Genomic DNA, 26,756 nt, shown 5'->3' on the forward strand with positions numbered 1-26,756 from the left:
AAGACGACCGAAAGGCGACATGACCAACGCTCTGAAGACCGTTCGCACGTACCTCGCCACCCGGCGGCAGCTCCGCAAGCGTGAAGCGCAGCTGAACCGCGAGTTGGCCGCCTACGACACCCCGAGCGCCCGGATGGACATGGAAGCCATCCTCGCCCGGCACTCCGGCCACGAGGCGCGTGAGATCGAAGCGATCCTCCGCCGCCACGCGCTCAGCGGGATGCTCCGCAACCACAGCTGAGCCGCCGCACCCCTTCGAGGGCCTTCAGGACAGGGGCGTCCTGAGGGCCCTTCTGTCATTCCACAGGCCTGTCGTACAGCTCTGTTTCCGGCGACAGCACCTCGACCGCCGACAGCGGCGCGACCGGCGGCGATTCCTCGGTGAGATCCGCGACGGCGGCCACCAGGAAGTCTGGCTGCACCTGTCTCGGAGGGTGCCGACGAAAACGGCAATCCGCGCCGACGAGCCACCCGAAGATGTGCCGGTCGGCGCGGAATCGGCCGGTGGTACCTACTTCTTGCCCTTGTCCTTGCCGCCGGAGTCGTCGGTCGACAGAGCGGCGACGAAGGCTTCCTGGGGGACCTCGACGCGGCCCACCATCTTCATCCGCTTCTTGCCTTCCTTCTGCTTCTCCAGCAGCTTGCGTTTGCGCGTGATGTCGCCGCCGTAGCACTTGGCCAGCACGTCCTTGCGCATGGCGCGGATCGTCTCGCGGGCGATCACCCGGGCGCCGACCGCGGCCTGGATCGGCACCTCGAACTGCTGCCGCGGGATCAGCTCGCGCAGCTTGGTGGCCATCCGGGTGCCGTAGGCGTAGGCGTAGTCCTTGTGCACGATCGCGCTGAACGCGTCGACCGGCTCGCCCTGGAGCAGGATGTCCACCTTGACCAGCTCGGCGTCCTGCTCGCCCGACTCCTCGTAGTCCAACGACGCGTAACCGCGCGTGCGCGACTTCAGCGCGTCGAAGAAGTCGAAGATGATCTCACCGAGCGGCATGGTGTAGCGCAGCTCGACGCGGTCCTCGGACAGGTAGTCCATGCCGCCCAGCTGGCCGCGCTTGGCCTGGCACAGCTCCATGATCGCGCCGATGTACTCGCTCGGCGCGATGATCGTGCACTTGGTGATCGGCTCGTACACCTCGGCGCGCTTGCCGTCGGGCCAGTCGGACGGGTTGGTCACCACGTGCTCGGTGCCGTCGTCCATGACCACGCGGTAGACCACGTTGGGCGCGGTGGAGATCAGGTCGAGGCCGAACTCGCGTTCCAACCGGTCGCGGGTGATCTCCAGGTGCAGCAGGCCGAGGAAGCCGCAGCGGAAGCCGAAGCCCAGCGCGGCCGAGGTCTCCGGCTCGAACGTCAGCGCGGCGTCGTTGAGCTGCAACTTCTCCAGCGCCTCGCGCAGCAGCGGGTAGTCCGAGCCGTCCACCGGGTACAGGCCGGAGTAGACCATCGGCCGCGGCTCGCGGTAGCCGGCCAGCGGCTCGGTGGCGCCGTGCTTCTCCGCCGTCACGGTGTCGCCGACCTTCGACTGGCGCACGTCCTTCACGCCCGTGATGAGGTAGCCCACCTCGCCGACGCCCAGGCCGACGCTGACCTTCGGCTCGGGCGAGATGATGCCCACTTCCAGCAGCTCGTGGGTCGCGTTGGTGGACATCATCCGGATCCGCTGGCGCGGGGTGATCTTGCCGTCGACCACGCGGATGTAGGTGACCACGCCGCGGTAGGTGTCGTACACCGAGTCGAAGATCATCGCGCGGGGCGGCGCGTCGGCGTCGCCGACCGGGGCGGGCACCCGCTTGACGACCTCGTCCAGCAGCGCGCCGACGCCGAGGCCGGTCTTGGCCGAGACGCGCAGCACCTCCTCGGGCTCGCAGCCGACGATGTGCGCGAGCTCCTTGGCGTACTTGTCCGGGTCCGCCGCGGGCAGGTCGATCTTGTTCAGCACCGGGATGATGGTGAGGTCGTTCTCCATCGCCAGGTACAGGTTGGCCAGCGTCTGGGCCTCGATGCCCTGCGCGGCGTCGACCAGCAGCACGGTGCCCTCGCACGCCTCCAGGGCGCGCGACACCTCGTAGGTGAAGTCGACGTGACCCGGCGTGTCGATCATGTGCAGCACGTGGTCCCGGCCGTCGACCTGCCACGGCAGCCGCACGTTCTGCGCCTTGATCGTGATGCCGCGCTCGCGCTCGATGTCCATCCGGTCGAGGTACTGCGCGCGCATCGCCCTGGCGTCGACCACGCCGGTGAGCTGCAACATCCGATCGGCCAGGGTCGACTTGCCGTGGTCGATGTGCGCGATGATGCAGAAGTTCCGGATCAGCTCCGGAGGCGTGAAGGTCTGGTCGGCGAACGTGCTCACTCAGGTTCCTCGCACAGGAAGGACGGGGGGCCTAGTCCAACTGGGGCCTCAGTTCAATCGGGCACGGACGGGTGCCCAACTGGACACAGCATCTCACGTCACGCCGTCGTGGCGTTCCCCGTGGGCGTGACCGAGGCCATAAGCTGCCCGCCGTGCACGCGAACGGTGAGGACGCCCGCCCGGTCAGGGGCGCGGTCCGAGAGGTCCACACGGCCGCGGTGGCGGCCACCCTGGAGTACTCCCCCGACCTGGACGGCCTGGCCGACCCGGGCGAGGTGGTGTGGGCCTGGGTCCCCTTCGAGGAGGACCCCGACCGCGGCAAGGACCGGCCGCTGCTGGTCGTCGGCAGGCACCACCGGGCGCTGCTCGGCCTGATGCTCACCAGCAAGACCCCCGACCGGCACGAGGTGGACGACTGCCTCGACCTGGGCTCCGGCCGCTGGGACCGCGACGGCCGGCGCTCCTACCTGCGGCTGGACCGGGTGTTCGAGCTGGACGAGGTCGACATCCGCCGCGAGGGCTCGGTGCTGGAGCCGGAGCGGTTCTCCCTGGTCGTGGACGCCCTGCGGCGGCTCGGCTGGCGGTGACGTGGAAAGACGCTTGGCGAGTCGCATCGAAGGGCGTTGCCAAAACCATTAGGGTTCCACTATGGACAAGCGACTGGTGAGCCTGGAAGTGGAGAACTTCCGCAGCCTGCGGAAGGTCCACCTGCCCCTGGGCGACCTCACCGTGCTGGTCGGGCCGAACGGTGCCGGCAAGACCAACGTCCTCAAGGTGTTCGAGTTCCTCGCCGACATCATCCGCACCGACCTCGAACCGGCGATGAACGCTCGGGGCGGATTCGACGAGATCGTCTTCCACGGCGGAGACAAACCACCATCAAGTATTCGCATCAAGGCTACTGCCACCTGGACCACGCATAGCAGTCGCAACGCACCCGACGAATACGAGCTGCGAATCACCCGAACGAGACGGTCCACTGGTGACGTCTTGCGACGTCGAGAGACGTTCCAATTCAAACGGACTCAGGGCCGTGGCCGAAGGATCACCATCAGTGGACAACAGGCCACGGTGGAGAATACCGGGCACACCAGCAGTGCCGAGGATTCGATCGGGATCAAGTCGCTCAGCAGTGGCCTGTCGACGCTGCCTCGTCTCCACGGCACCGGCGGGGAAGAGGTCACCGCCGTCGCCGAACGACTCGCCTCGTTCCGAGTTTTCGACGTAGCGGTCCACGCAGCACGTCGACCGGTTCGGGTTTCTCGACACCGCGAGTACCTCGCAGACAACGCAAGCAACCTCGCCTCATTCATGCTCATGCTGCGCAGAACCGATCCGTCATCGTTCAGACACCTCGAAGAGGACGCACGTCAGGCTTTGCCCCAGCTCGAATCGATCGGCTTCGAGTACCAGGAGAACGGGTTGAACGAGGTCGCGGTGATCCTCCATGAACGAGGGTTGCGACGTCCCACCCCGCTGATCGACGCATCCTACGGAACGGTCCGGCTGCTCGGACTGCTCGCGCTGCTCTACGACCCGGATCCACCGGCGCTCACCTGCATCGAGGAAATCGATCACGGCCTACACCCACAGGCACTCGAGATGCTGGTCGAGAGACTTCGCGACGCCAGTGAGCGAAGCCAGTTCCTGATCGCGACGCACTCCCCCGCCCTGGCCGACCGGCTTCGTCCGGAGGAATTCGTCATCTGCGAACGTCGCGACGACGGCTCGTCGGCCATTCCTGCCGTGTCCGTGAACGATGTGCGCCGGATCGTCCGGGCAAGTGAAGACCTCCCACTGGGAGAATTGTGGTTCTCCGGCGCACTGGGCGGGGACCTTTGAATCGACGGGCTGGCACGGCACAGCGGGCCACGCGGAAACCGGTGATCGTACTCGCGGGTGAAGACAGTAACGATCGACAGTGCTTGCGCATTGCAATCGAAGCGCGCTACCCAGATGCCCGAGGACGTATCGTTGAGATCAACGAGCAGGTCCGCCTGCGCCAGGCCAATGGGCAGAACCTGGTCGACCGGGTCACCAAGCTCGTGAGGCTGGCCGACGCTCGCGCCGCACGTGAAAAAGCGAAGATCGCCGCCTTCTTCGTCCACGAAGACTTCGACGCGGTCGACTCGCCGGAGCGCGCAGCTACACGGCGACGAGTCCAGCAGGCTCTCTCAGCCCGCCTCGATGGAGCCCACTACGTGCTCGCCACGTGGGAGATCGAAGCGTGGTTGCTCCTTTTCCCCCGAGCCGTGAGCGCCACTCACCCATCGTGGACCATCCCCAAGAAGTATCGCGGACGGGATACCGCGAAAGTGCACGACCCGAAGCAGGTCATGGCGCGCGAGGTAAGCCGGAGCGGCGGACGCCGCTATCGGGAATCCGACGCGCCGATGATCCTGGACAAGGCCGTCGAACTGGAGGAGTCGACGACCCCGTCGGGAACGAACATCTCTTGGCTTGAGCTGCAGACCGACATCGATTCGCTGGCAAGCTCCATTCGGAGCTGACCTGCCGACGTGGTCTGACCCGGAGCGGTTCTCCCTGGTCGTGGACGCGCTGCGGCGGCTCGGCTGGAACTAGGCCAGCCTGGTCACCTCCACGCTGACGTCCAGCGCGGACGACGCGCCGCCCGAGAAGATGCCCTTGAGCGGCGCGACGTCGGCGTAGTCACGGCCGTGCGCGACCCAGATGTGCCGAGGCCCGACCGGGATGGCGTTGGTCGGGTCGTAGCCCCACCAGCCGCCCGTCCACGCCTCGATCCAGGCGTGGCTCTCGCCGCGCACGGTTTCGCGGACCTCGCCGTCCGGCTTCGTGTGCAGGTAGCCCGACACGTACCGGGCCGGGATGCCCATCGCGCGCAGCAGCACGAGCGTGAGGTGCGCGAAGTCCTGGCAGACGCCCTCGCGGGCCTGCCACGCGTCGGTGGCCGAGCTGTGCACGCCCGTCGAACCCGACCGGTACGTCAACTGCTCGTGCACCCAGCGCGACGCGGCCAGCACGGCGTCCGCCGGGCCGACGGCCCGCCTGAGCCCCCTGGCCACGACGGCCAGCTCGCGGTCGCGCGGCACGTACCCCGTCCAGTCCAGGAACTCGGTGTACCGGTCGACCAGCGCGTCCGCCCGCAGGTCGGCCCACGTGCCGGTGCGCACGGGCTCCTCCTCGGCGCCGGTCTCCACCACCGACGACGCCACGACCTTCAGCTCCACGTGCGGCGCGTGCAGGTCGAACGACGTGACCTCGGTGCCCCAGTAGTCGGTGTACCGGTAGGCCCGCGTGGCGGGCGTCGTCTCCACCCGGCTGACCACCACGTTCTGCCGCCGGTCGGCCCGCGGCGTCATCCGCGCCTCGTTGTAGGACTGCGTCACCGGCAGCGCGTACCGGTACCCGGTGGTGTGCACGACCCGCACCCGCCACGACACGTCAGATCACCTCGGCGTTCGTCCAGGCCACCCAGGGCGCGGTGTGGAAGTACTGCTGCGACACCGCCTCGCCGACGTCGCGCACGGTGGCCTGCAGCGCCTTGAGCCGACGCGGCAGGTCGTCCAGCAGGTCGTGCGGGCGGAGGAACTCCAGGTCGCTGCGCGCCCGCCCGAGCAGCCTCAACGCCTCGGCGCGGGCGCCCACGCGCACGCTCGGTTGGTGGTCGAGCTGCTCCAGGCAGGCTTCGGCTTGCCTCAGCGCGTGGAACACCGAGCGCGGGAACAGCCGGTCGAGCAGCAGGAACTGCACCACCCGGGAGGCGTCCAACGCGCCCCGGTACGTGCGCAGGTAGGTGTCGTGCGCGCCCGCCGACCGCAGCACGGTGACCCAGCCCGGCGAGGACGCGCGGTCGGCCACCCGCGACAGCAGCAGCCGCACGATCATGTCGACCCGCTCGACCGACCGGCCGAGCACCAGGAAGCGCCAGCCGTCGTCACGGCTCATCGTGGAGTCGGCCAGCCCGGCGAACATCGCGGCACGCTCCTCCACGAACGCGAAGAACGCGTGCGGCCCCATCACCCGCGCGTACGCCTGCCGCTCCTGCACCGCGTTGTACATCGCGTTGAGGCACTCCCACATCTCCGTGGAGACGACCTCACGCGCGCCGCGGGTGTTCTCCCGGGCGCTGTTGATCGACGCGACGATCGATCCCGCGTGGTCGGACGAGTAGGCCACCAGCTCGGTGAGCGACCACACGTCGAAGGATGCGGCCTTCGGCGCGTCGATGCCCAGCACGGCGAGCAGCTGGCGGCTGGTGGCGTCCGGGTCGACGGTGGCGTCCTCCAGCAGTTGGTGCACGGTGACGTCGAGGATGCGCGCCGTGTCGTCGGCGCGTTCGACGTACCGGCCGATCCAGTACAGGGACTCCGCGTTGCGGGCCAGCATCACGCCCCCCTTTCCTGCTGCTGCTGTTGCTGCTGCTGGGACGTGGTCAGCTCCGGCCCCTGCTCGGCGGCGGACGAGTCGAGCGCGGCCGTGGCCAGGCCCGGTTCGGCGAGCTCGCGGTCCACCGCGGCGGAGCGAGCGGCGAGCACCCACGTGTCCTTGGAGCCGCCGCCCTGCGAGGAGTTCACGACCAGGCTCCCCTCGGGCAGCGCGACCCGGGTCAGGCCGCCGGGCAGCACGAAGATCGAGTTGCCGTCGTTGACGGCGAACGGCCGCAGGTCGACGTGCCGGGGCGCGAGCCGGTCGCCGACCTTGGTCGGCACGGTGGACAGCTGCACGACGGGCTGCGCGATCCAGCCCCTCGGGTTGGCCCGGATGGTCCGGCGCAGGCCGTTCAGCTCACGCCTGGAGGCCTGCGGCCCGAACACGATGCCGTAGCCGCCGGAGCCCTCCACCGGCTTGACCACCAGCTCGTCGAGGTGGTCGAGCACGTGCGCGCGTTCCTCGGACAGCCAGCAGCGGAACGTGTCCACGTTGGGCAGCAGCGGCTTCTCGCCCAGGTAGTACTGGAGGATCTCGGGCAGGTAGGTGTAGACGAGCTTGTCGTCGGCCACGCCGTTGCCGACCGCGTTGGCGATGACGACGTTGCCCGCGCGGGCGGCGTTGAGCAGCCCGGCGACGCCGAGCACCGAGTCGGGGCGGAAGTGCACCGGGTCGAGGAAGTCGTCGTCGATGCGCCGGTAGATGACGTCGACCTGCCGTTCGCCCTCGGTGGTGCGCAGGTAGACGACGTTGTCGCGGCAGAACAGGTCGCGGCCCTCGACCAGCTCCACGCCCATCTGCCTGGCCAGCAGCGAGTGCTCGAAGTAGGCGGAGTTCGCCACGCCGGGCGTGAGGACGACGACGGTCGGGTCGGCGGCGTTGGGCGCGGCGGCGTTGCGCAGCGCGCGCAGCAGGTGCACGGCGTAGTCGCCGACGGACCGCACCCGGTGCCGGGCGAACAGGTCCGGGAACACCCGTGCCATCGTGCGCCGGTTCTCCATCACGTACGACACGCCCGACGGGCAGCGCAGGTTGTCCTCCAGGACGCGGAACGTGCCCGACTCGTCACGCACCAGGTCGACGCCCGAGACGTGCAGGCGAACGCCGTTGGGCGGCTTGAGCAGGGCGGCTTCCCGGTGGAAGTGCTCGCACGAGGTGATCAGCCGGCGCGGCAGCACGCCGTCGCGCACGATCTGGGCGTCACCGTAGATGTCGGCCAGGAACAGCTCCAGCGCCCGCACCCGCTGCACGATGCCGCGCTCCAGCTTCGACCACTCCGCCGCGGTGAGCACCCGCGGGATGAGGTCCAGCGGGAACGGCCGCTCCTGGCCGGACAGCGAGAACGTGATGCCCTGGTCGACGAACGCCCGGTCCAGCGCCTCGGCCCGGGCGGTCAGCTCCGCCACCCGTGACGGCGCGATCGAGTCGTACAGCGCCCGGTACGCGGCGCGGACGGAGGAGTCCTCACCGAACATCTCGTCGTAGGCGTCGGCGTGCGGCCGGTCCGGGTCCAGGTAGCCGTCGAAGAGCTCACCGAGGCGCGGAACGGTGCGCACCGGCGTTCGGCGCAGCTCTGACGTGCGTGCTCGGCTTCGCGTCATGGTCCACATCTTGACTACGTGAACGCCCGGAAAGCACTACCCCGACCACGGGAAGTCCAGGATGGAAACGCCACGGAAACATCCCCGGAAGCATCCCCGACCCCACTCGGGGCGATCCCCGATGCGGTCGCGATCCCCGGTGACGACGCTGGTGGCATGGCGAACAACCTGACGAAGGCGTTCGACGCGGCGTTCGGACACCCGCGCGGCAAGGTCGGCGAGCTGGGCGGCCGGGTGATGGCCGTGCTGAACGCGAAGGTGGAGGAGCACGTCACCGAGGTGGCCGCGCCGACGCCCGAGGAGGTCGTGCTGGTGCTCGGCCCCGGTCCGGGCGTGGGGCTCAAGCTCGCCGGCGAACGCGCCCTCAAGGCCATCGGCGTGGACCCCTCGCAGGTCATGCTGGACGAGGCCCGCACCCGGTGCGCCGAGCTGATCGTGGCCGGTCGCGTGGAGCTGCGCGAGGGTGCGGCGACGCGGACCGGTCAGCCCGAGGACTCGGTGGACGTGGTGGTCTCGGTGAACAACCTCCAGCTGTGGGGCAACCGGCCGGCCGCGTTCCACGAGCTGTTCCGGGTGCTGCGGCCCGGTGGCCGGCTGGTCGTCTCGGTGCACCGGCGGGTGCTGGACACCTCCGAGTACGACCTGATCCAGCAGGCCGAGGCGGCCGGGTTCACCGGGGTGCGCACGTCGTTGCACCAGTACGGCGGCGTGGTGGGGCCCGCGGTGCAGCTACTGGCGGGTGTCCCGGCGTAGCGGGTGGTCGGCCGGCACCTCGACCAGCACGATCCGCCGGCCGTCCGGGTCGGTGATCCACATCTCGTCCATGCCCCACGGCTCGCGCCGGGCGGGCCGGACGACGTGCTCGGCGAGCTCGGCGGCGGCTCGTCCGAGGTCGCGCACCTGCAACCACAGCTCGGTGGCTCCGGTGGGCTCCTCGGTGGAGCTGCCGGAGACCTCCAGCAACCCCTGGCCGAGGAAGAAGACCGTGCCGCCGGGGAACTCGCGGGACACGGCCAGGCCGAGCACGTCCCGGTAGAACGCGGTGGCGCCCTCCGGGTCGGTCGAGCGGATGAGGACGCGGCTGCTCAGGATCTCCACGACGCCAAGGGCATCACACGTGCAGCGGCAACGCCATCCGCACGTGGGCCGGCGCCTCGTCGGTCCGGCCGACCTCGCGCCAGCCGCGGTCGCGGTAGAAGCGCCGCGCGCGGTGGTTCTCCGCGAACACGTCGAGGTGCCCGGTGGCGACGCCCAGGTCCCGCAGCGAGCCCACCGCCGCGTCGTGCAGCGCGCGGCCGACGCCGTTGCCCCACGACGCCGGGTCGACCTGGAGCTGCAACAGCTCACCGCTCGACGTGACCAGCGCGAACCCGACGAGCGCGCCGTCCAGCTCGGCGCACAGCCACACCCGGTCGGGCTGGTCGAAGGTGTAGCCGCGCGCCCGCGCCGACCGCTCCCACTCCGCGAGCTCCGCCTCGGGCAGGTGGCCCTCGTAGTAGCTGCGCCGGGCGTTGACGTGGATGTCGACCAGCGGCCACCTGTCCTCCGCCCGCGGCGAACGCACGGTGATCGTCCCCATGCGGTCAGGGACGCGTGAGGGCCGGCATGGTTGTCCGGACCTCGTGCTGGGGCGCGTCCGGCGCGAGGAACGCCAGCAACCGCTCGCCCTCCCGCTCCAGCTCGTCCGTTGTGGAGAGCCGGCGGAACGGCCGCAGCTCCAGCGTGGCGAGGTCCTTGGTGCGGTCCAGCCTCCAGTCGCCCGCCGTGACGCCGTCGACCAGGAAGAACTGCGGCACGGGGCCGTGCGGGTCGTAGTTCTGCGCACGCACGTCGTCCGTGACGACCCGACGCCGGTCCGCGTGCGAGAGCAGGAGGTTGTCGAAGTCGTAGAGGAACCGCACCGGCGCGGGCACGTCCTCCGCCGGCCTGGGCGCGTCCGGCAGGTCGAACAGCTCCTGGCCGTCCTCGTCGCGCAGCCGCAGCAGCGGGAGCCCTTCGACCACCTCCCGCAGCCTGGTCAGGCCGGACCAGGTCTGCACGTCCTTCACCGTCGCGGGCCCGAACGCGGCCAGGTAGCGCAGCACCACCCCGTCCACCGACGGCTTGTCCACCACGGGCTCGCCCAGCCACGTCTCCACGCTCGTGTGCGCGATCGAGCCGCTGCGACCCCACACCCCGCGCGGCGGCACCTGCACCAACGGCACCAGGCACCGGATCGCGTAGGCCAGCGCGGCGGGCGCGCGGTCGGACCACTGCTCGTGCAGCAGCGCGCCCAACTCCTTGTTGGTGCGCGGCTTCTCGGCCAGCAACGCGCGCCCGGCGGCCACCACGGCGTCCACGTCCAGACCGCGCATGTCGCGGCCGTGGGTGTAGTTGCGGAACAGGTCCCGGTCGAGCGCGGGCTGGACCACCGGGCGCAGGTGCAGCGCGTCGGAGGCGGTCACCAGGTGGATCGTGGACCGCATCACCGCGATGCGCACGAGCTCGCGGCGCACGAGCAGGTCGGCGGCCTGGTCCGGGGTGAAGCCGGCGACGCGCGACCACAGGCCGGTGTACCAGGTGTGCGGTGTCTGGGCCTGCAGGCCGACCAGGTGCGACACGACCTCGGGCACGGTCGCCTCGGTGCGGGCCAGCAGGAACTGGCGGGCCAGGGTGGCGCGGCCGAGCGCGCGCCGGCTCAGTACCGGGGTCATGCGCCCAGGATAGGAATCATTGCGGTCAACTTCGGTCCTCGTATCGCCGCGACTTGCCCGGCGGCTCGAAAAAGTGATATCACTTTGCTAAGCACGCGATATGACATCTGAGGGGTGGAACATGGACGTCACGGACGTTGCGGTGCAGATGCCAGTCCCGGTGGTCCGGGAGAAGGAAGCACGGGCGCCATCCGGGTGGGGCGTGCTCGCGGGCGTGGTGGTCGGGGCGCTGGCGAGTGCCGCGCTGATCACCCTCGGCTCGATCCCGGGCGACGACGGACCCAACATCCCGGCGATCGTCGTCGGCGCCCTGCTGGTCGCCGGCACCAGCGTCGTGTCCGTCGGGTTGTTCACCGTCGCGCCGGGCGAGTCGCGGGTACTCCAGTTCGCCGGCCGCTACACCGGCACCGTCCGCCAGGACGGCCTGCGCTGGGCGAACCCGTTCACCACGAAGGTGAAGGTGTCCACCCGCATCCGCAACCACGAGACCGCGACGCTCAAGGTCAACGACGCCGACGGCAACCCGATCGAGATCGCCGCCGTGGTGGTGTGGCAGGTCGAGGACACCGCGCGGGCGATGTTCGAGGTGGACGACTTCGTGCGGTTCGTCGGCATCCAGACCGAGACCGCGGTGCGGCACATCGCGACCAGCTACCCGTACGACAACCACGAGGAGGCCGGGCTGTCGCTGCGGGAGAACGCCGACGAGATCACCGAGACGCTGTCGGTGGAGATCGCGGCACGCGTGCAGTCCGCCGGGGTGAAGGTGATCGAGTCCCGGCTCACGCACCTGGCCTACGCTCCGGAGATCGCGCACGCGATGCTGCAACGCCAGCAGGCGGGCGCGGTGGTCGCGGCGCGGTCGCGGATCGTGGAGGGCGCGGTCGGCATGGTCCAGCTCGCCCTGGCCAAGCTCGCCGAGGAGGACGTGGTGGAACTGGACGAGGAGCGCAAGGCCGCGATGGTGTCGAACCTGCTGGTCGTGCTCTGCGGCGACCGATCGACCCAACCCGTGGTCAACGCCGGGTCGTTGTACACCTGACGTGGCCGAGCGCAAGAGCGTCCTGCTGCGCCTCGACCCGGCGGTGCACGACGCGCTGACGAGGTGGGCGAACGACGAGCTGCGCAGCACGAACGCCCAGATCGAGTTCCTGCTCCGCCGCGCGCTCGCCGAGGCGGGCCGGCAGCCCACCGGGGCCGCCGCCCAGCCCAAGCGCGGCCGACCCCGCAAGGACGACGCGGAGAACCGGGACGAGTAGCCGGGGGCGGTCGGCGCGGACCACCCGTGTCGACCGCGATCACGCGCGACCCCGGCGTTGATCAACTCGCGGAGCGGGGCGGCGGGTGCGACGGTGGGGCAGATGAGCGACCTGAACTCCCCGTACCCGCCAGGCACACCCGCGTGGGTCGACATGATGACCACCGACCGCCAGGCCACCATGGAGTTCTACGGCGGCCTGTTCGGCTGGGACTTCGAGATCGGCGGCCCGGAGACCGGGCACTACACGATGGCGCTGGTGCGCGGGCTGCCCGTGGCCGGGTTCGGCGAGATGCCACCGGACGTGATGTTCCCCGTGGTGTGGACGACCTACCTGGCCACCGACGACCTGGACGAGTCGCTGGAGAGGCTGAACTCCAACGGCGGCAAGGTGCTCGTGCCGGAGTTCGACACCGGCGGGCCCGGTCGCGGCGCGATCGCGGTGGACCCGTACGGCGCGGCGTTCGGGTTGTGGGAGGCGGGCACGCACATCGGGGCGTACGTGGTGAACGAGCCCGGCTCGGTGGTGTGGAACGAGTTGGCCACCCGTGACCCGTTCGGCGCGGCGGAGTTCTACCAGCAGGTGTTCGACGTGGGGTTGGACCCGTTGCCCGACTTCCCGTACACCCAGTTCCGGGTGGACGGCCGCGCGGTGGCCGGCGTGTTCGGGATGGCCAACGAGATCCCCGCCGAGATCCCGCCGCACTGGATGACCTACTTCGCGGTGACCGACGCCGACGCGGCGGCCGCCCGGGTGCGGGAACTGGGCGGCGTCACGGTCGGCGACGTGGTCGAGTCGCGGTTCGGCCGGTTCACCACGGTCGGCGACCCGATGGGCGCGACGTTCCGGCTCATCCAGTCGCCGCCTTCCACCCCAGACTGACCACCAGCGCCACCACGACGGTGAGGAACACCCGGCGCACGAACGCCGATCCGCGCCGCACGGCCAGCCGCGCGCCGAACACCGCGCCGGTCACGTTGCACAGCGCGAGCACCAGACCCAGGCCCCACAACACCTTCCCGGCCGGGATGAAGTAGAGCAACGCGCCCAGGTTGGTGGCGACGTTGACGACCTTGGCCGTGGCCGAGGCGCGCAGGAACGCGAACCCGACCACGCCGACGAGCAGGAACACCAGGAACGTGCCCGCGCCCGGTCCGGCCAGCCCGTCGTAGAAGCCGATCAGCGCGCCACCGGAGACCATCGCGGCGATTTGCGCGGCCCGGGTGAGCCGCGGTGTCTCGACCGCGCCCAACTCCGGCTTGCGCCACGTGTACAGGCCGACGCCGACCAGCGCGACGAGCACCACACCGTTGAGCACACCGGGTGCCAACGCGCCCGCGACCGCCGCACCACCCACCGCGCCGGCGAACGCCGCCACCGCCATCGGCAACGCCGCCGACCAGTCGATCGTGGTCTGCTTGGCGTACGTGCGCATCGCGGCGGACGTGCCGACCACCGACGCGATCTTGTTCGTGGCCAGCGCGAACAGCGGCTCGCCGCCGGGCGCGATCAGCAGCAGCGCGGGCACCTGGATCAGCCCGCCACCGCCCACCACCGCGTCGACCGCGCCCGCGAGGGCGGCGGCCAGGCAGAGGAACAGCAACGCGGCGAGCGAGATGTGCCCGAAGCCGGGCCAGTCGAGTGCGGCGGTCACGCCGGACATCAAACAAGATGAGCGTACTGCATTTCATCCCTTACCGAGTGGGAGCGCTCCCGGAATCCGCCGTTCAGCCCTGTTGTGCGCCAGGTCACGAGGTAAGGGTGTGGGCGGGTGTTCTCCCGATCGACGCAGGAGGTTCTCGGGTGTTGAGATCCCGCAAGCGGACCACGGTGGCCGCGCTGGTCACGATGGCCCTGCTCGTCACCGGCGCGCAGGCCAGCGGCATCATCGAGCCGGCCGGGCACGATTACCAGGACTCAAGGGCGCCGGTCGACCGACGCGTCGAGAACCTCCTCAAGCGCATGACGCTGGAGGAGAAGGTCGGCCAGATGACCCAGATCAGGCTGGGCAAGCTGCGCGGCAACTGCGAGTGGAACCCCGGTCCGCTGCGCGAGGACTGCATGAAGGCCGTGCTGGAGGACGCGAAAGTCGGCTCGATCCTGTCCGGCGGCGGCGACGCGCCCAACCCGAACACGCCGCGGGCGTGGGCGGAGATGACCAACGCCATCCAGAAGTACGCGCTGGACCACAGCAGGCTGCGCATCCCGCTGATCTACGGCGCGGACGGCGTGCACGGCCACTCGAACGTGGTCACCGCCACGATGTTCCCGCACCAGATCGGCCTCGGCGCGACGTGGAACACGGAGCTGCAGGAGCGGCTCGGCGCGTCCACCGGTCGGGCCATGCGCGCCACTGGCGTGTTCTGGAACTTCGCGCCGGTGTCCGACATCGCGCGGGACACCCGCTGGGGCCGCTACTACGAGACCTACAGCGAGGACCCGGTGCTGGCGGGCGCCCTCGCGGCGGCGAACGTGCGCGGGCAGCAGGGCGACCCGACCGACGGCACCGCGAAGCTCACCGCGACCGCCAAGCACTTCGCGGGCTACTCCGAGCCGTTCAACGGCCACGACCGGGCGCCCGCCCACCTGCCGATCCGGTACCTCCAGGACACCGTGCTGCCCGCGTTCCAGCCGCAGTTCGACGCGGGCGTCGGCAGCGTGATGATCAATTCCGGCGCGGTGAACGGCGTGCCCGCGCACGCGTCGAAGTACCTGCTGACCACGCAGCTGCGCGACCGGATGGGTTTCCGGGGCGTGGCGATCACCGACTGGGAGGACATCCGGTTCCTGGTGGACCGCTACCACGTGGCGGCCGACTACCCGGAGGCCATCGCGATGGCCGTCAACGCGGGCGTCGACATGGCGATGGAGCCCTCCAACGCGGCGGAGTTCACCGCGGGCGTGCTCGCGGGCGTGCGCGGCGGGGCGATCCCCGGCAAGCGGATCGACCAGGCCGTGCGGCGCATCCTGAAGCTCAAGTTCGACCTCGGGCTGTTCGAGAAGCCGTTCGTGGACGTCGAGAAGGCCGACTCGATCGTGAACGGGGCGGACCGGGCGCTGGCCCGTCAGGCGGCGGCGGAGGGCACCGTGCTGCTGCGCAACGACGGCGTGCTGCCCCTGTCGACCAACGCGCGCAAGGTCGTGGTGACCGGTGACTCGGCCGACTCCGTGCCCAGGCAGCTCGGCGGCTGGACGGTCGGTTGGCAGGGCGTGCCCGGCGGGTCCCCGATGCCGCCGACGGTGACGGTGCTGCAGGGCATCCGGGCGGTCGCGCCGGCGACGAACGTGGTGAGCGCGCCGACGCAGGCCGACGCGGTGGCGCAGGCCGGTGACGCGGACGCGGTGGTCGTGGTGCTCGGTGAGGACCCGGGCGCGGAGGGTGAGGCGGACACCGAGGAGCCCGTGTTGACCGCCGAGCAGCAGGGCCTGGTCGACGCGGTGCGGGCGACCGGCAAGCCGGTCGTGGTCGTGCTGCTGACCGGTCGGCCGCAGGTGCTGGGCACGGTGGCGGACGCCCCGGCGCTGGTCGCCGGCTGGCTGCCCGGCTCCGAGGGCGGCTCCGCGATCGCCGACGTGCTGTTCGGCGCGGTGAACCCGAGCGGGAAGCTGCCCGTGTCGTGGCCCAAGACGGTCGGTGACCAGCCGTTCTCCTACGACCAGGTGCGCGGCGCGAACACCTCGCCCAGCTCGGCCTACGACCCGGCGTTCGCGTTCGGGCACGGTCTGTCGTACACGACGTTCACCACGTCCGCGCCGAAGGTCGCGTCGGCCGAGGTGCGGCGGGACGAGCGGGTGAAGGTGTCGGTGACCGTGGCCAACACCGGCGCGCGGGACGGCACGCTCGTCGTGCCGGTGTACGTGCACCAGCCGGTGAGCAAGGTGCTGACGCCGCCGCAGCGCCTGGTCGGCTTCACCCGGGTGGCGTTGAAGGCGGGTGAGCAGCGGGCGGTCGAGGTCTCGTTCGACGTCAAGCGCCTCGCGGTGACCCCCGGTGACGTGGACGGCGCGGACAAGCCGGAGGTGGCCAAGGGCGCCTACGAGGTCGTGGTCGGCGACGGGAGGGCTCGATTCACGGTGCGGTGAGCTGCCCTGATATCCTTCTCGGCCGTACCCGCGCGGCATTCCGCTGTGGAGGAAAACCGCCCCTCGTGGGCGGAGCCGGTGACAAGCGCGGTGCGACTCCGAGACCGAGGAAAAGGTGGCTTTCGCGTGGCGAACATCAAGTCCCAGATGAAGCGGATCAAGACGAACGAGAAGGCGCGCCTGCGCAACAAGGCCGTCAAGTCGTCGCTCAAGACCGCCATCCGCAAGTTCCGTGAGGCCGCCGAGGCCGGTGACAAGGAGAAGGCGACCGTGCTGGCGCGGGAGGCTTCCCGCAAGCTGGACAAGGCCGTCACCAAGGGCGTGATCCACGCCAACCAGGCCGCCAACAAGAAGTCGGCGCTGGCGCGGCGCGCCAACCAGATCTGATCTGGTCTCACGCCAAGGCGCCGCCCACCCCACGCGGGGTGGGCGGCGCTTGTGCTTGCCCCGGCGCTTCCGGCAGTCGGCTCGACCTCCCGCAGCCGGTCGAGCGGCCCAGCCCTCCGACAGCCGGCTCAGCCCCTGCAACCGGTCGGATGGCCCGGCTACCGGCAGCAGATCGGGCGGCCCAAGCCTCCGGCAGTCGGCTCGCCCCGGGCAGTCGACTCGGCTTCCGGTACCCAGGTGGCCCCGGTCTTCGGTAGTCGGCTCGGCCTCCGGCGATCCGTAAGCGGCTCGGCGTCCGGCGGTCGGTCAGCGTCGGCCGTGGGCGGCGACGATTTTCAGCACTGCGCGTTCCAGGGCGTAGCCGGAGTCCGCTGCGACACCCTTGACGTCGGCGTTCAGGTCGGCGACCACCGTCATCGCCGCCGCGAGACCACGGTCCTCCCAGCCGCGCGACTGGCCCTGGGCCTTCTTGACCTTCCACGGCGGCATGCCCAGTTCGCCCGCCAGCTTGAACGGGTCGCCCCGGCCCACCGCGGACACCCGCGCGATCGTGCGCACCGCGTCGGCCAGCGCGTCGGCGACCAGCACGTGCGGCACCCCGAGCTGGATCGCCCACCGCAACGCCTCCAGCGCACCGGCCCGGTCGCCCATCACGGCCTTCTCGGCGACCGCGAACCCGGTCACCTCGGCCCGGCCGCGGTGGTAGCGGCGGACCGCCTCGGCGTCGACCTTGCCGCCGGTGTCGGCGACGAGCTGCGAGGCCGCCGCCGCCAACTCGCGCAGGTCCGACCCCACCGCCTCGATCAGCGCGGCCACCGCCTCCGGATCGGCCTTGCCACCGCCGGCCGAACGGATCTCGTTGCGCACGAACGCTTCCCGGTCCGCCGCCTTGGTGATCTTGGGGCACTCGGTGACCCGGGCACCCGCCTTGCGCAGCGCGGCGGGCAGGTCCTTGGCCACCTTGCTACGCCCGCCGCCGCTGTGGACGACGACCACCGTGACCCCGTCCGCCGGGGCCTTGGCGTAGGCGATCACCGCGTCGGCGATCTCCTTGCCGCACTCCTGGGCGGCCTCCAGCGCGACCACGCGGCCCTCGGCGAACAGCGACGGGCTGACCAGTTCGGCCAGCTCAGGAGGCGTGAGATCGGTCACGCGGACGCGCGTCAGGTCGGCCTGCGGATCGGCTTTGCGCGCCGTCGCCAGCGCACCGCGCACCGCGCGCTCGACCAGCAACTCCTCCTCGCCGACGATCAGGTGCACGGCGTCGGGCGTGTCTGCGGGCGAACTCACGGCGCGATCCTCCCACGCCCGTCCGACGTCCGGATGGTGGACGTCTCTGGCTGCGGGTCGGGATCGTGACGTAAGTTGGCCGCACAACTGAATACCGCTCATCCAGAGGGGCAGAGGGATCGGCCCGAAGAAGCCCCGGCAACCCGTCGCACAGCGTCCGCTGGCGACCACGGTGCCAATTCCGACCCGCGACGCGCGGGAAAGATGAGGAGATACCTCGCGATGACTGCTGTCAGTGTGCCCTCCGCCACCACCTCCTTCGACCTCGGTCCCGCTCGCGCGCTGTCGTGTCGCGAATGCGGCCACGAGACGCCGCTCGCCGCCGAATACGCCTGTCTGGAGTGTTTCGGGCCGCTGGAAGTGGCCTACGACTTCGGCCCGATCCGCCGCGAGGACATCGAGGCGGGCCCCCGGTCGATCTGGCGCTACCGCGGCCTGCTCCCCGTGCCGACCACCGTCGAGTCGCACCCCAACACCAACCCCGGCGGCACCCGCCTGGTCGAGGCCGACCGCCTCGCCAAGGCCCTGGGCGTGCGCAAGGTCTGGGTGAAGGACGACACCGGCAACCCGACCCACTCGTTCAAGGACCGCGTCGTCGGCGTCGCCCTCGCCGCCGCCCGCGAGCTGGGCTTCAAGGTCCTGGCCTGCCCCTCCACCGGCAACCTGGCCAACGCCGTGGCCGCCGCCGCGGCCCGTGCGGGCTGGCAGTCGGTGGTCCTGGTGCCCTCCTCCCTGGAGCAGGCGAAGATCCTCATGACCGCCGTGTACGGCGGCGACCTGATCACCGTCGACGGCAACTACGACGACGTGAACCGGCTGGCGCAGGAGTTGGCCGCCGAGCACGAGGACTGGGCGTTCGTCAACGTCAACGTCCGCCCCTACTACGCCGAGGGCTCCAAGACGCTCGGGTACGAGGTCGCCGAACAGCTCGGCTGGCGGCTGCCCGACCAGATCGTCGTGCCCATCGCGTCCGGCTCCCAGTTGACCAAGGTCGACAAGGCCTTCCGGGAGTTCGGCACCCTGGGCCTGGTCGAACAGACCCCGTACCGCGTGTTCGGCGCGCAGGCCACCGGCTGCTCCCCCGTCTCGGCCGCCTTCAAGGCGGGCCACGACGTGGTCAGCCCGGTCCGCCCGGACACCATCGCCCGGTCGCTGGCGATCGGCGCCCCCGCCGACGGCCCCTACGTGCTGGACGCCGTCCGCCGCACCAACGGTGCGATCGAGGACGTCACCGACGACGAGGTCGTGGAGGGCATCCGCCTGCTGGCCCAGACCGAGGGCATCTTCGCCGAGACCGCGGGCGGCGTCACCGTCGCGACCGCGAAGAAGCTCATCGAGACCGGCCAACTGGACCCGGACGGCGAGACGGTGCTCCTGATCACCGGCGACGGCCTCAAGACCCTGGACGCCCTGGGCGACCGGGTCGGCCCCCGCGCCAACGTCCCGCCGTCGGCCGAGGCCGTGCTCAAGGCCCTCCAGGACTGACCCGCCCGCCGGGCGGCGACCGGTCAGGCGTCGCCCGGCGGACCCCGGCCACCGGCCCTGGCGGTCGAGGTGGCGATCGGGGCGGCCGCCGCGCGGTCTCCATCACAGCGCGGTTCCCATCACAGCGCGATCCCGGACGAGCGGAGCCAGCCGGTCCGGGGGAAGGCGGCCAGTTCGGGCAGCACGTGCGGCCCCACCGGTTCGGTCACCACGCGCCAGGCGGTGAGCATCTGGGGCCAAGGGCGTTTCTCCTTCTCCTGGTTGTAGCGCTCGGCGTGCCACTCCTCCGGCGGGATGGTCAGGTCGGCGTCGAACAGCGCGTCCGCGACCAGCCGGTAGGCGGTGTTCGCGGAGGGGACCTGCGCCATGCGGATCACACCGGTGGCGGTGGCCCTGGCGACGATGCCCCGGTCGCCACCGGGCAGGTCCTCGCACACGTAGTAGGTGAAAGCGGGCCGGAGTTCGTCGCGCGGCCACGGTTCGGCGGTGTAGCCGGGCTGCCACAACGCCCACGCCACCGCGCGGTTGCCGCCTCGCGGCGACCAGCCTGAGTGCAATCGGATCCAGACGTCGTTCCTCATGGTCGTCCTCCCCTTGTCCGTTGTCGGGTGGGCCGCCGCCCCTGCGGGCGACCCGCGGCCCGTCCGGGCCTGCCAGCACGGCGGTGTCGCCGTCCCGGTCCGTGCGCAGCACCAGCGCGCCTCGGCTGGTCAACGCGTCGACCAGCACCCCGCTGGGGTGGCCGTAGCGGTTGCCCGCGCCGACGCTCACCAGGGCGATCCGCGGCTGGACCGCCGCGAGGAACGCCGGTGACGAGTACCGCGAGCCGTGGTGCGGCACCTTGAGCACGTCGGCCCGCAGGTCCACGTGCCCGCCGAGCAGGTCCGCCTGCCCGGCCAGCTCGATGTCGCCGGTCAGCAGCACCCGCCCGGCCGCAGTGGTGGCCCGCAGCACCAGCGACGCGTCGTTGACCGCCGTGTTCGCCTCACCCACCGGGCCCGCGCGCGGACCCAGCACGTCGAGTTGCAGACCCGGCCAGCTCAGCCGCTGCCCGACGCCCATCTCGACCACGCGGACCCCCGCCGTCCGCGCCCGTTCCCTCACCTCCTCCCAAGCCCACTCCGGCTGCCTCGACGGCCCCACCGCCACCGCGCCCACACCCCGCTCCGCCATCACCGCGGCCAACCCGCCCACGTGGTCGGCGTGCAGGTGGCTGAGCACCACCAGCGGGATCCGCCGCACACCCAGCCGCCGCAGGCACGACAGCACCGGCACCGGGTCGGGCCCCGTGTCGACCAGCACCGCCCGGTCGCGCTCGGCGGTGGCGAGGACCACCGCGTCGCCCTGCCCCACGTCGCACGCCACGACCGACCAGCCGGGCACCGGCCACCCGGGCGAGACGACGTTCAGCGGCACGAGCACCACCACCGCGCCGACCGCGGCCGCCACCACCAGCGTCCGCAACCGGCGGAGCCTGGTGACCGCGTAGCCGAGCAGCAGGACCCCGACCAGCGACAACCCGCCCACCCAGCCGCTGGGCCACCCGACCGCCGCACCCGGCACGGCCGCCGCGTGCCGGCCGACGGTGATCAACCAGCCCGCCGCCGGACCAGCCACCTCGACGACCAGCCGTGCCGTCGGCTCGTGCACCTGTGCCAGCACGGCGGCCAGCACACCGAGCACGGTCGCCGGTGCCACGACCGGCGCGACCAGCAGGTTCGCCAGCACCGCGACCAGGCTCACCTGGCCGGAGAACCCCGCCACCAGCGGCGCGGTGGCCAGGTTCGCGGCCACCGGCACCGCCAGCGCCTCGGCGAAGCCCACCGGGACGCCACGCTCCTTCATGGCGGCGGCCCACCTCGGCGCGAGCAGCACCAGCGCCGCCGTGGCCACCACCGACAGGCCGAACCCCGGTTCGGTCGCCAACTCCGGGTCGTAGAGGACCAGGACCACCACCGCGGCCGCGAGCGCGGGCAACGCCGACCGCTCCCGACCCAGCACCAACGCCAGCAACGCCACCGCGCCCATCACGGCCGCCCGCAGCACGCTCGGCTCCGGCCCGGCCAGCACCACGAACCCGACCAGTGCCGCCATCGCACCCGCCGCGCAGCCACGTGGACCGACCCGCAGCAGCCTGAGCAGCAACAGGACCGCGCCGCAGAGGATCGCCAGGTTGGCACCGCTGACGGCCAGGACGTGCGCGAGGCCCGCCGTGCGGAACTCCTCCACCACCCTGGGCGGCAGGCCCGAGGTGTCGCCGACGACGAGCGCGGGCAGCAACCCCGCCGGTTCGGGATCGAGCGCGGTGCTCGCCCGGCGCAGCCCGGCCCGCAGGTCCTCGGCGACCCGCTGCCACACCGGCGCTTCGGTCACCCCTTGCGGAGGCCCGCGAACCCGCAGCACCGCGACCGTCAGCCCGCCACCGCGAGGAGGAGCGAGCGTGCCACGCGCGGTGACCCGCTGGCCGGGCAGGAGATCCCGCCACCGGGTGGCGGGCGCCAGCACCGCGAGCCGGCCGCCGCCGCCGAGCGTGGCTCGCACCAGCACTAGGTCGATCCCGCCCGCCCGGGACCCGAACCCACTGCTGCGCAGGCCGTGCGGCCGGTTGTCGAGTTCGAAGTGGACGGTGACCGGCGTGCCGCGTTCCGCCGCGGCCCGCACCGGGTGTTGGGCGGCTGTGTGGACCTGTGCGCCGATCCAGCACGCCGCCACCGGAGCGGCGACCGCCACCGCCACCGCAGCCGGTCGCCAGCGCCGCAACGCCGAGCCACCCACGATCGCGGCGACCAGGCCCACCCCGAGCGCCGCCCACCACGTCCAGAGCAGCCCGGCGAGCGCCGTCGCCCACACCGCCAGCGCGGCCGGGACGAGATGCGCGCGGGGGCTCACGACCCCACCCAGCGGAACTTGGAGAGGGTGACGAGGCGGATGCAGGCGGCGCGGACGCTGCGGATCACGCGGTGGACGTGGTCCAGCACCAGCCCGGTGCGGTGGCGATCGCTGTGGACGAGGTCGGGTGTCACCCAGTCGGGATCGGGTCGGACTCGCACCTGGCGGCTGCCCGATCCGCGGCGGGGCACGTCGGGCGCGGTGCCGGCCGCGTGCCTGCCGGACCGAGTGCCGGGTGCGTTGGGCAGGGCGCCCACCTGCGGGCAGGCCGATCCCAGGGCGGCTACGTCAGCGGGTGGGACGGTTGCACCGCCGACGCTCGGCCCGTTGACGGCTGTGTCGGCGGGGATGGCCGGTGCGCTGCTGTCCGGCCCACGGGTGGCCACAGTGGACGGGTCGCGTGGTGGGTGGGTGAAGGGGGTGCGGTGGAGTGGGTTGGGCGGCGGGGTGGGCAGGAGGTGGGCGAGGGCTTCGGTTCGTTGGGCTGGGACGCGCGGTTGGTCGTCGGGCCGCCGGTCGTCAAGCCGCTGATGGTCACGCCGTTGGTCGTCAAGCCGCCGGTCATCAAGCCGCTGATGGTCACGCCGTTGGTCGTCAAGCCGCTGATGGTCGGGCCGCCGGTCGTCGGGCCGGTGGTCGTCGGGCCGGTGGTGGTCAGGCTGCTGGTGGTGGGGATGGGCGCGGTGGGGTTGAGGGTGGTGGGTTGGGGGCTGTGGCCGTTGGGGTGGTTCTGAGCGGGGGCACGTGGCTTGGGGTGGGCAGGCGGTGGGGATTGCGGTTTGGGTTGGGGTGTTCAGGTCTCGGCAGGCTTGGTTCGGGCGCATGACGGGTCTCCAAGGGGCTACAGGCGGACCAGGTCGCGGAGTTTGGCGAGCTTCGCGTCGCCGATGCCCTCGATCTCGCCCAGCTGCTCCAGGGACGTGAAGGGGCCGCGCTTCTGCCTTCGGTCGACGATTCGCTGTGCCGTCACCGGGCCCACGCCCGGCAGGGTGTCGAGTTGGTCCTTGGTCGCGGTGTTGAGGTCGAGCGGGCCGGTCACCGCGCCCGGCGGTTGCGGCACGGGGATGCCCACGGCGATCTGCTCGCCGTCGGCGACCTTGCGGGCGAGGTTGAGCGGGGTCAGGTCGGCGGCCGGGTCGGGGCCGCCCGCCGCACGCAGCGCGTCGGCCACCCTGGCGCCGTTCGGCACGGTCACCAGGCCGGGGCTCGGCACCAAGCCCACCACGTTGACGACCAGGTGTTCCTCGGCGCGGGTGACGGCGGCGGCCTCGGCCACCGGGAGGTCGGGCGGGCTCTCCGGCACCGGGCGCTGCCACCACAGGGCCAGCGCCACCGCCAGCGCCACCCCGGCCATGGCGCCCGCCAGCAGGAATCTGCGGCGGTGCGGGACGGCGGATTCGGGCAGCCAGCGCCGCAGCAGGCGACGCAGCCGACCGAGCGGATCGGACGAACCGAGCGGGCGGGGCGGGTCGGAGCCGCCGTCCGACGAGACGAAGACCAGCGTCTCGGCGTCCGACGCGCGGTGCTTGCCCCGCTCCTGGGAGACGAGGGCCTTCAGGCGGGCGGTCGTGGTTTCCGGGTTCCTGTCGAACATGCGGTCGACGCTAGGCCGGATGGAGCAGTGGGCGTCGGGCTTGTTCCGAATCTGTGGATAACTCGCTGAATGATGGATAAAGCGGTTACGACACCCCTCCGGGGAGAACCACCACACCCAGCACGCCGGGCCCCGTGTGCGCGCCGATCACGGCTCCGACCTCGGAAATCAGGCAGCCGGTCGACCCGGCGACGCGCTCGTCCAGCAACATCGCGAGTTCCGCCGCGCGCTCCGGCGCCGCCAAGTGGTGGACAGCCAGCCCGACCGGCCCGGAACCCGCCGCCGACGCCGCCAGGTCCACCAGCCTGCCGATCGCCCGGCCCATCGTGCGCACCTTCTCCAACGGCACGATCCGACCGTCGTCGACGTGCAGCAGCGGCTTCACCGCCAGCGCGGTGCCCACGAACGCCGCGGCCGCGCCGATCCGCCCGCCCCGCCGCAGGTGGTCGAGCGTCTCCACGCAGAAGAACATCTTGACCCGGGCAGCAGCCGCCACGGCGGACCCTTCCGCGCACTCCGCGTCACCACCGGCCGCGCACGCGGCCAGCGCGGCGAACCCCAAGCCCATGCCCGTGGCCCGCGAGTCGACGACCCTGATCCGGGCCGGGTCGACCTCCTCCGCGGCCAACCGGGCGGCCTCCCACGTGCCGGAGAGGTCACGGGACAGGTGCACGGACACGATCGCCTCGGCACCCTCGGCCAGCACGGACCGGTACACCTCGGCCAGCTCGCCCGGCGTCGGCCGGGACGTGGTCACCCGCCGGTGGTCCCCCAACGCCGCGGCCAGCTCCGCCGGGCCGAAGTCCACCCCGTCCAGCCTGCTGCGACCGTCCACGGCCACGTGCAGCGGCACGACCCGGATGCCGTGCCGCTCGGCGAACCCCTCCGGCAGGTACGCCGTGGAGTCGGTGACGATCGTGGTGGACACGAGTGCCGAGACTACGGCTCCGCCGCACCCGAGTGGCCGACCGCCACGGACCGGATCAGTCCGGCCATGGCGTTCCCGACCAGCGCGTGCCCTTCCCAACCCCAGTGCATGCCGTCCGGGTTGCCGCACCGTGACCGAACGTGCTCGGTCACCAACGGCGGCACGTCCAGCAGCGGCACGCCCACCCCTTCCGCCCACGTGCGCACAGCGCGCTCCGCCGCCGCACGTCCACTGTGCACACCGGCGTAAGCGGACGAGCAGTGCACCGAAGGCGTCATCCCGACCACCCTGATACCCGGCGCGAGCGAACGCACCGCGCACACGGAGTCGTTCAAGTACCGCACGGTCAGTCGCGGCGGCAACGCCACCGGGAACCCCCACAGCGCCCGCGACAGCACCGGTTGCAGGGTCAGGTACCCGGCCCGCGCCCGACGTCGCAGCCCTTCCGGCCGCAGGTAGCGCAACCCCTGCCGCAGGTAGGTCGGCAATGGCGACGGCAACGTGTCCATGTGCCCCACGGCCAGCACCAACACGTCCGTGCGCGGCAACAACGACCACACCCGCGGATCCCCGGTCAACGACCACCAGGCGTCCCTGGCCGTCCACCCGAACCCCGCCGCCAACTCCGCGTGCCCGCCCAACGCCGACGCCGCGACGTTCGGCCACAACCGGGGGTGATCGGCGGGCAACGGCCCGTGCGGACCGTGGAACGACAGCGAATCGCCGAGGACGAGCAGTCTCACCGGGTGATTCCGGCGTTGTACGACGAGAGCCGCCACCGGCCGTCGCCGTGCGGACGGCGGGTGAACACCGTCCAGTGGCAGTTGCCGATACCGCCCAGCAACGCCCAGCGGTCGACCGGCAGTTCCAGCAGACGCCCGGTCAACGCGCTGATCAGGCCGCCGTGCGCGCACAGCATGACCGTCCCGGAGAACTCCGCGTCCACGTCGGCCACCACGGCCAGGGCGCGCTCGGCGACCTCCACCCGCGTCTCGCCGTCCGGCGGCGCCAGGGTGCCGTCGGCGCGCCAGCGGTCCAGCGCACCCGGCCACTCCACCTCGATCTCGGCCGAGGTCAGCCCCTGCCACTTGCCCAGGTGCGTCTCGCGCAGCCGTTGGTCGATGCGCAGGTCGACACCGGTCGCGTCGGTGAACACCGTGGCCGTGTCCCGGGCGCGGTGCAGGTCGGAGGCGACCACCAGCTCGGGTGCGAAGCCGGCGAGCACCGGCACCGCGAACCGCGCCTGGTTCCACCCGGTCTCGGTCAGCGACGAGTCCAGGTGGCCCTGCATGCGGCCGGTCGCGTTGTGGTCGGTCTCACCGTGCCGCCACAGCACGAGCCGGTTCAGGGTCATGCCTCGGCGACCTCGTCGGTCGGCGGCCCGGCGTCGAACTCGATGCGCGGGCAGTCCTTCCACAGCCGCTCCAGGCCGTAGAAGGTGCGCTCCTCGACGTGCTGGACGTGCACCACCACGTCCACGAAGTCCAGCAGGACCCAACGACCCTCGCGCGCGCCCTCACGGCGGACCGCCTTGCGGCCGGTCTCGCGCAACTTCTCCTCGACGCTGTCCACGATCGCGCCGACCTGCCGCTCGTTGGCGGCGGAGGCGATCACGAAGCAGTCCGTGATCACCAGTTGGTCGGACACGTCGAGCACGATCACGTCGTGCGCTTTCTTGTCGGCTGCCGCGTTAGCGGCGACCAGCGCCAACCGTCGTGCCTCGTCGGTGGCTGCCACGTCACTCCTCATCACACCGGCGGACGCCGTTACGCCCGCAC

Annotated in this window: 28 protein-coding genes, 1 pseudogene and 1 riboswitch; of the genes and pseudogenes, 12 read left to right on the forward strand and 17 right to left on the reverse strand. The window is 71.5% G+C overall.

Annotation, left to right across the window (positions count from 1 at the left end):
* The first annotated feature begins 19 nt into the window (after window positions 1–19).
* Window positions 20–241, forward strand: coding sequence for a hypothetical protein (locus tag ACYVLT_RS10570; RefSeq protein WP_360453031.1), 222 nt, complete (start codon window positions 20–22; stop codon window positions 239–241).
* A 55-nt stretch (window positions 242–296) separates the two neighbouring features.
* Here ACYVLT_RS10570 and ACYVLT_RS10575 read toward each other — a convergent pair whose 3' ends face one another.
* Entirely contained in the window at window positions 297–422 is a 126-nt protein-coding gene (locus ACYVLT_RS10575; RefSeq protein WP_461119941.1) for a hypothetical protein, read from the reverse strand.
* Window positions 423–511: 89 nt separating this feature from the next.
* The gene (gene lepA, locus ACYVLT_RS10580; RefSeq protein WP_461119942.1) at window positions 512–2,359 is read right to left on the reverse strand and encodes a translation elongation factor 4; all 1,848 of its coding nucleotides are present in this window, start codon (window positions 2,357–2,359) and stop codon (window positions 512–514) included.
* A gap of 152 nt (window positions 2,360–2,511) precedes the next feature.
* Between lepA and ACYVLT_RS10585 the strand changes: the two genes are divergently transcribed.
* The 3 genes from ACYVLT_RS10585 (at window position 2,512) to ACYVLT_RS10595 (ending at window position 4,869) form a co-directional block, all read left to right on the forward strand.
* Window positions 2,512–2,946, forward strand: a complete 435-nt coding sequence (locus ACYVLT_RS10585) for a type II toxin-antitoxin system PemK/MazF family toxin (RefSeq protein WP_461119943.1) — start codon at window positions 2,512–2,514, stop codon at window positions 2,944–2,946.
* Window positions 2,947–3,007: 61 nt separating this feature from the next.
* Entirely contained in the window at window positions 3,008–4,201 is a 1,194-nt protein-coding gene (locus ACYVLT_RS10590) for an AAA family ATPase (protein ID WP_461119944.1), read from the forward strand.
* A 41-nt stretch (window positions 4,202–4,242) separates the two neighbouring features.
* Window positions 4,243–4,869 (forward strand): hypothetical protein, encoded by a 627-nt coding sequence (locus ACYVLT_RS10595; RefSeq protein ID WP_461119945.1) that lies wholly within the window; start codon window positions 4,243–4,245, stop codon window positions 4,867–4,869.
* Between the two features lie 69 nt (window positions 4,870–4,938).
* Here the strand turns inward: ACYVLT_RS10595 and ACYVLT_RS10600 are convergent, their stop codons facing one another.
* Genes ACYVLT_RS10600 through ACYVLT_RS10610 form a run of 3 tightly spaced genes read right to left on the reverse strand, consistent with a single transcriptional unit; the run spans window position 4,939 to window position 8,370 of the window.
* Window positions 4,939–5,781, reverse strand: a complete 843-nt coding sequence (locus ACYVLT_RS10600; protein ID WP_461119946.1) for a transglutaminase family protein — start codon at window positions 5,779–5,781, stop codon at window positions 4,939–4,941.
* A 1-nt stretch (window position 5,782) separates the two neighbouring features.
* The gene (locus ACYVLT_RS10605; protein ID WP_461119947.1) at window positions 5,783–6,727 is read right to left on the reverse strand and encodes an alpha-E domain-containing protein; all 945 of its coding nucleotides are present in this window, start codon (window positions 6,725–6,727) and stop codon (window positions 5,783–5,785) included.
* On the reverse strand, window positions 6,727–8,370 hold the full coding sequence (locus ACYVLT_RS10610; RefSeq protein WP_461119948.1) for a circularly permuted type 2 ATP-grasp protein: 1,644 nt from the start codon (window positions 8,368–8,370) through the stop codon (window positions 6,727–6,729). Before ACYVLT_RS10610 ends, ACYVLT_RS10605 begins: the two co-directional genes overlap by 1 nt.
* A 156-nt stretch (window positions 8,371–8,526) precedes the next feature.
* On the opposite strand from ACYVLT_RS10610, the gene ACYVLT_RS10615 reads away from it, so the two are divergent.
* Window positions 8,527–9,123: a class I SAM-dependent methyltransferase gene (locus tag ACYVLT_RS10615; RefSeq protein WP_461119949.1), complete on the forward strand. Its 597-nt coding sequence runs from the start codon at window positions 8,527–8,529 to the stop codon at window positions 9,121–9,123.
* On the opposite strand, the gene ACYVLT_RS10620 is transcribed toward ACYVLT_RS10615, so the two are convergent.
* Genes ACYVLT_RS10620 through ACYVLT_RS10630 form a run of 3 tightly spaced genes read right to left on the reverse strand, consistent with a single transcriptional unit; the run spans window position 9,100 to window position 11,063 of the window.
* Window positions 9,100–9,468, reverse strand: a complete 369-nt coding sequence (locus tag ACYVLT_RS10620) for a VOC family protein (protein ID WP_461119950.1) — start codon at window positions 9,466–9,468, stop codon at window positions 9,100–9,102. The genes ACYVLT_RS10615 and ACYVLT_RS10620 overlap by 24 nt on opposite strands.
* A gap of 13 nt (window positions 9,469–9,481) precedes the next feature.
* On the reverse strand, window positions 9,482–9,949 hold the full coding sequence (locus tag ACYVLT_RS10625) for a GNAT family N-acetyltransferase (protein WP_461119951.1): 468 nt from the start codon (window positions 9,947–9,949) through the stop codon (window positions 9,482–9,484).
* A 4-nt stretch (window positions 9,950–9,953) separates the two neighbouring features.
* Window positions 9,954–11,063 (reverse strand): winged helix DNA-binding domain-containing protein, encoded by a 1,110-nt coding sequence (locus ACYVLT_RS10630; protein WP_461119952.1) that lies wholly within the window; start codon window positions 11,061–11,063, stop codon window positions 9,954–9,956.
* Window positions 11,064–11,184: 121 nt separating this feature from the next.
* Between ACYVLT_RS10630 and ACYVLT_RS10635 the strand changes: the two genes are divergently transcribed.
* From ACYVLT_RS10635 to ACYVLT_RS10645, 3 genes are all read left to right on the forward strand, one after another.
* Window positions 11,185–12,105 (forward strand): SPFH domain-containing protein, encoded by a 921-nt coding sequence (locus ACYVLT_RS10635; RefSeq protein ID WP_461119953.1) that lies wholly within the window; start codon window positions 11,185–11,187, stop codon window positions 12,103–12,105.
* A gap of 1 nt (window position 12,106) precedes the next feature.
* On the forward strand, window positions 12,107–12,322 hold the full coding sequence (locus tag ACYVLT_RS10640; RefSeq protein WP_461119954.1) for a type II toxin-antitoxin system antitoxin: 216 nt from the start codon (window positions 12,107–12,109) through the stop codon (window positions 12,320–12,322).
* Window positions 12,323–12,424: 102 nt separating this feature from the next.
* On the forward strand, window positions 12,425–13,204 hold the full coding sequence (locus ACYVLT_RS10645) for a VOC family protein (protein WP_461119955.1): 780 nt from the start codon (window positions 12,425–12,427) through the stop codon (window positions 13,202–13,204).
* Here ACYVLT_RS10645 and ACYVLT_RS10650 read toward each other — a convergent pair.
* Complete coding sequence (locus ACYVLT_RS10650) at window positions 13,173–13,985, reverse strand: sulfite exporter TauE/SafE family protein (RefSeq protein WP_461119956.1); 813 nt, start codon at window positions 13,983–13,985, stop codon at window positions 13,173–13,175. The two genes, ACYVLT_RS10645 and ACYVLT_RS10650, sit on opposite strands and share 32 nt — an antisense overlap.
* Before the next feature lie 140 nt (window positions 13,986–14,125).
* Here ACYVLT_RS10650 and ACYVLT_RS10655 point away from each other — a divergent pair, with 140 nt between their 5' ends.
* Together ACYVLT_RS10655 and rpsT are read left to right on the forward strand one after the other, a co-directional pair.
* The gene (locus ACYVLT_RS10655) at window positions 14,126–16,405 is read left to right on the forward strand and encodes a glycoside hydrolase family 3 N-terminal domain-containing protein (RefSeq protein WP_461119957.1); all 2,280 of its coding nucleotides are present in this window, start codon (window positions 14,126–14,128) and stop codon (window positions 16,403–16,405) included.
* A 126-nt stretch (window positions 16,406–16,531) separates the two neighbouring features.
* Window positions 16,532–16,792: a 30S ribosomal protein S20 gene (gene rpsT, locus ACYVLT_RS10660; protein ID WP_073889602.1), complete on the forward strand. Its 261-nt coding sequence runs from the start codon at window positions 16,532–16,534 to the stop codon at window positions 16,790–16,792.
* A gap of 306 nt (window positions 16,793–17,098) precedes the next feature.
* On the opposite strand, the gene holA is transcribed toward rpsT, so the two are convergent.
* Complete coding sequence (holA, locus tag ACYVLT_RS10665; protein ID WP_461119958.1) at window positions 17,099–18,082, reverse strand: DNA polymerase III subunit delta; 984 nt, start codon at window positions 18,080–18,082, stop codon at window positions 17,099–17,101.
* A 95-nt stretch (window positions 18,083–18,177) separates the two neighbouring features.
* Window positions 18,178–18,293, forward strand: a riboswitch (SAM riboswitch).
* A gap of 11 nt (window positions 18,294–18,304) precedes the next feature.
* On the opposite strand from holA, the gene thrC reads away from it, so the two are divergent.
* Complete coding sequence (gene thrC / locus ACYVLT_RS10670; RefSeq protein ID WP_461119959.1) at window positions 18,305–19,567, forward strand: threonine synthase; 1,263 nt, start codon at window positions 18,305–18,307, stop codon at window positions 19,565–19,567.
* A gap of 600 nt (window positions 19,568–20,167) precedes the next feature.
* Here thrC and ACYVLT_RS10675 read toward each other — a convergent pair.
* Window positions 20,168–22,456 (reverse strand): annotated as a pseudogene (locus ACYVLT_RS10675) (DNA internalization-related competence protein ComEC/Rec2); the annotation flags it as partial.
* A complete protein-coding gene (locus ACYVLT_RS10680) occupies window positions 22,453–22,590 on the reverse strand; it encodes a hypothetical protein (protein WP_461119960.1) in 138 nt (45 codons plus the stop codon). The gene ACYVLT_RS10680 and the pseudogene ACYVLT_RS10675, both read right to left, overlap by 4 nt.
* 291 nt (window positions 22,591–22,881) lie before the next feature.
* On the opposite strand from ACYVLT_RS10680, the gene ACYVLT_RS10685 reads away from it, so the two are divergent.
* Window positions 22,882–23,190 carry a hypothetical protein gene (locus ACYVLT_RS10685; RefSeq protein ID WP_461119961.1) on the forward strand — a complete coding sequence of 103 codons (309 nt, stop codon included), beginning with the start codon at window positions 22,882–22,884 and terminating at the stop codon, window positions 23,188–23,190.
* 107 nt (window positions 23,191–23,297) lie between these two features.
* Here the strand turns inward: ACYVLT_RS10685 and ACYVLT_RS10690 are convergent, their stop codons facing one another.
* The 5 genes from ACYVLT_RS10690 to rsfS all read right to left on the reverse strand — a co-directional run bounded on the left by ACYVLT_RS10690 (window position 23,298) and on the right by rsfS (window position 26,715).
* A complete protein-coding gene (locus tag ACYVLT_RS10690) occupies window positions 23,298–24,050 on the reverse strand; it encodes a helix-hairpin-helix domain-containing protein (protein WP_461119962.1) in 753 nt (250 codons plus the stop codon).
* 85 nt (window positions 24,051–24,135) lie between these two features.
* Window positions 24,136–24,978, reverse strand: coding sequence for a DegV family protein (locus ACYVLT_RS10695; protein ID WP_461119963.1), 843 nt, complete (start codon window positions 24,976–24,978; stop codon window positions 24,136–24,138).
* 11 nt (window positions 24,979–24,989) lie between these two features.
* A complete protein-coding gene (gene octT / locus ACYVLT_RS10700) occupies window positions 24,990–25,721 on the reverse strand; it encodes a diglucosylglycerate octanoyltransferase (RefSeq protein WP_461119964.1) in 732 nt (243 codons plus the stop codon).
* The gene (locus ACYVLT_RS10705; protein WP_461119965.1) at window positions 25,718–26,332 is read right to left on the reverse strand and encodes a histidine phosphatase family protein; all 615 of its coding nucleotides are present in this window, start codon (window positions 26,330–26,332) and stop codon (window positions 25,718–25,720) included. Before ACYVLT_RS10705 ends, octT begins: the two co-directional genes overlap by 4 nt.
* The gene (gene rsfS / locus ACYVLT_RS10710; protein ID WP_360452987.1) at window positions 26,329–26,715 is read right to left on the reverse strand and encodes a ribosome silencing factor; all 387 of its coding nucleotides are present in this window, start codon (window positions 26,713–26,715) and stop codon (window positions 26,329–26,331) included. Before rsfS ends, ACYVLT_RS10705 begins: the two co-directional genes overlap by 4 nt.
* Window positions 26,716–26,756: the final 41 nt, after the last annotated feature.

The sequence above is a fragment of the Saccharothrix stipae genome (assembly GCF_054781895.1).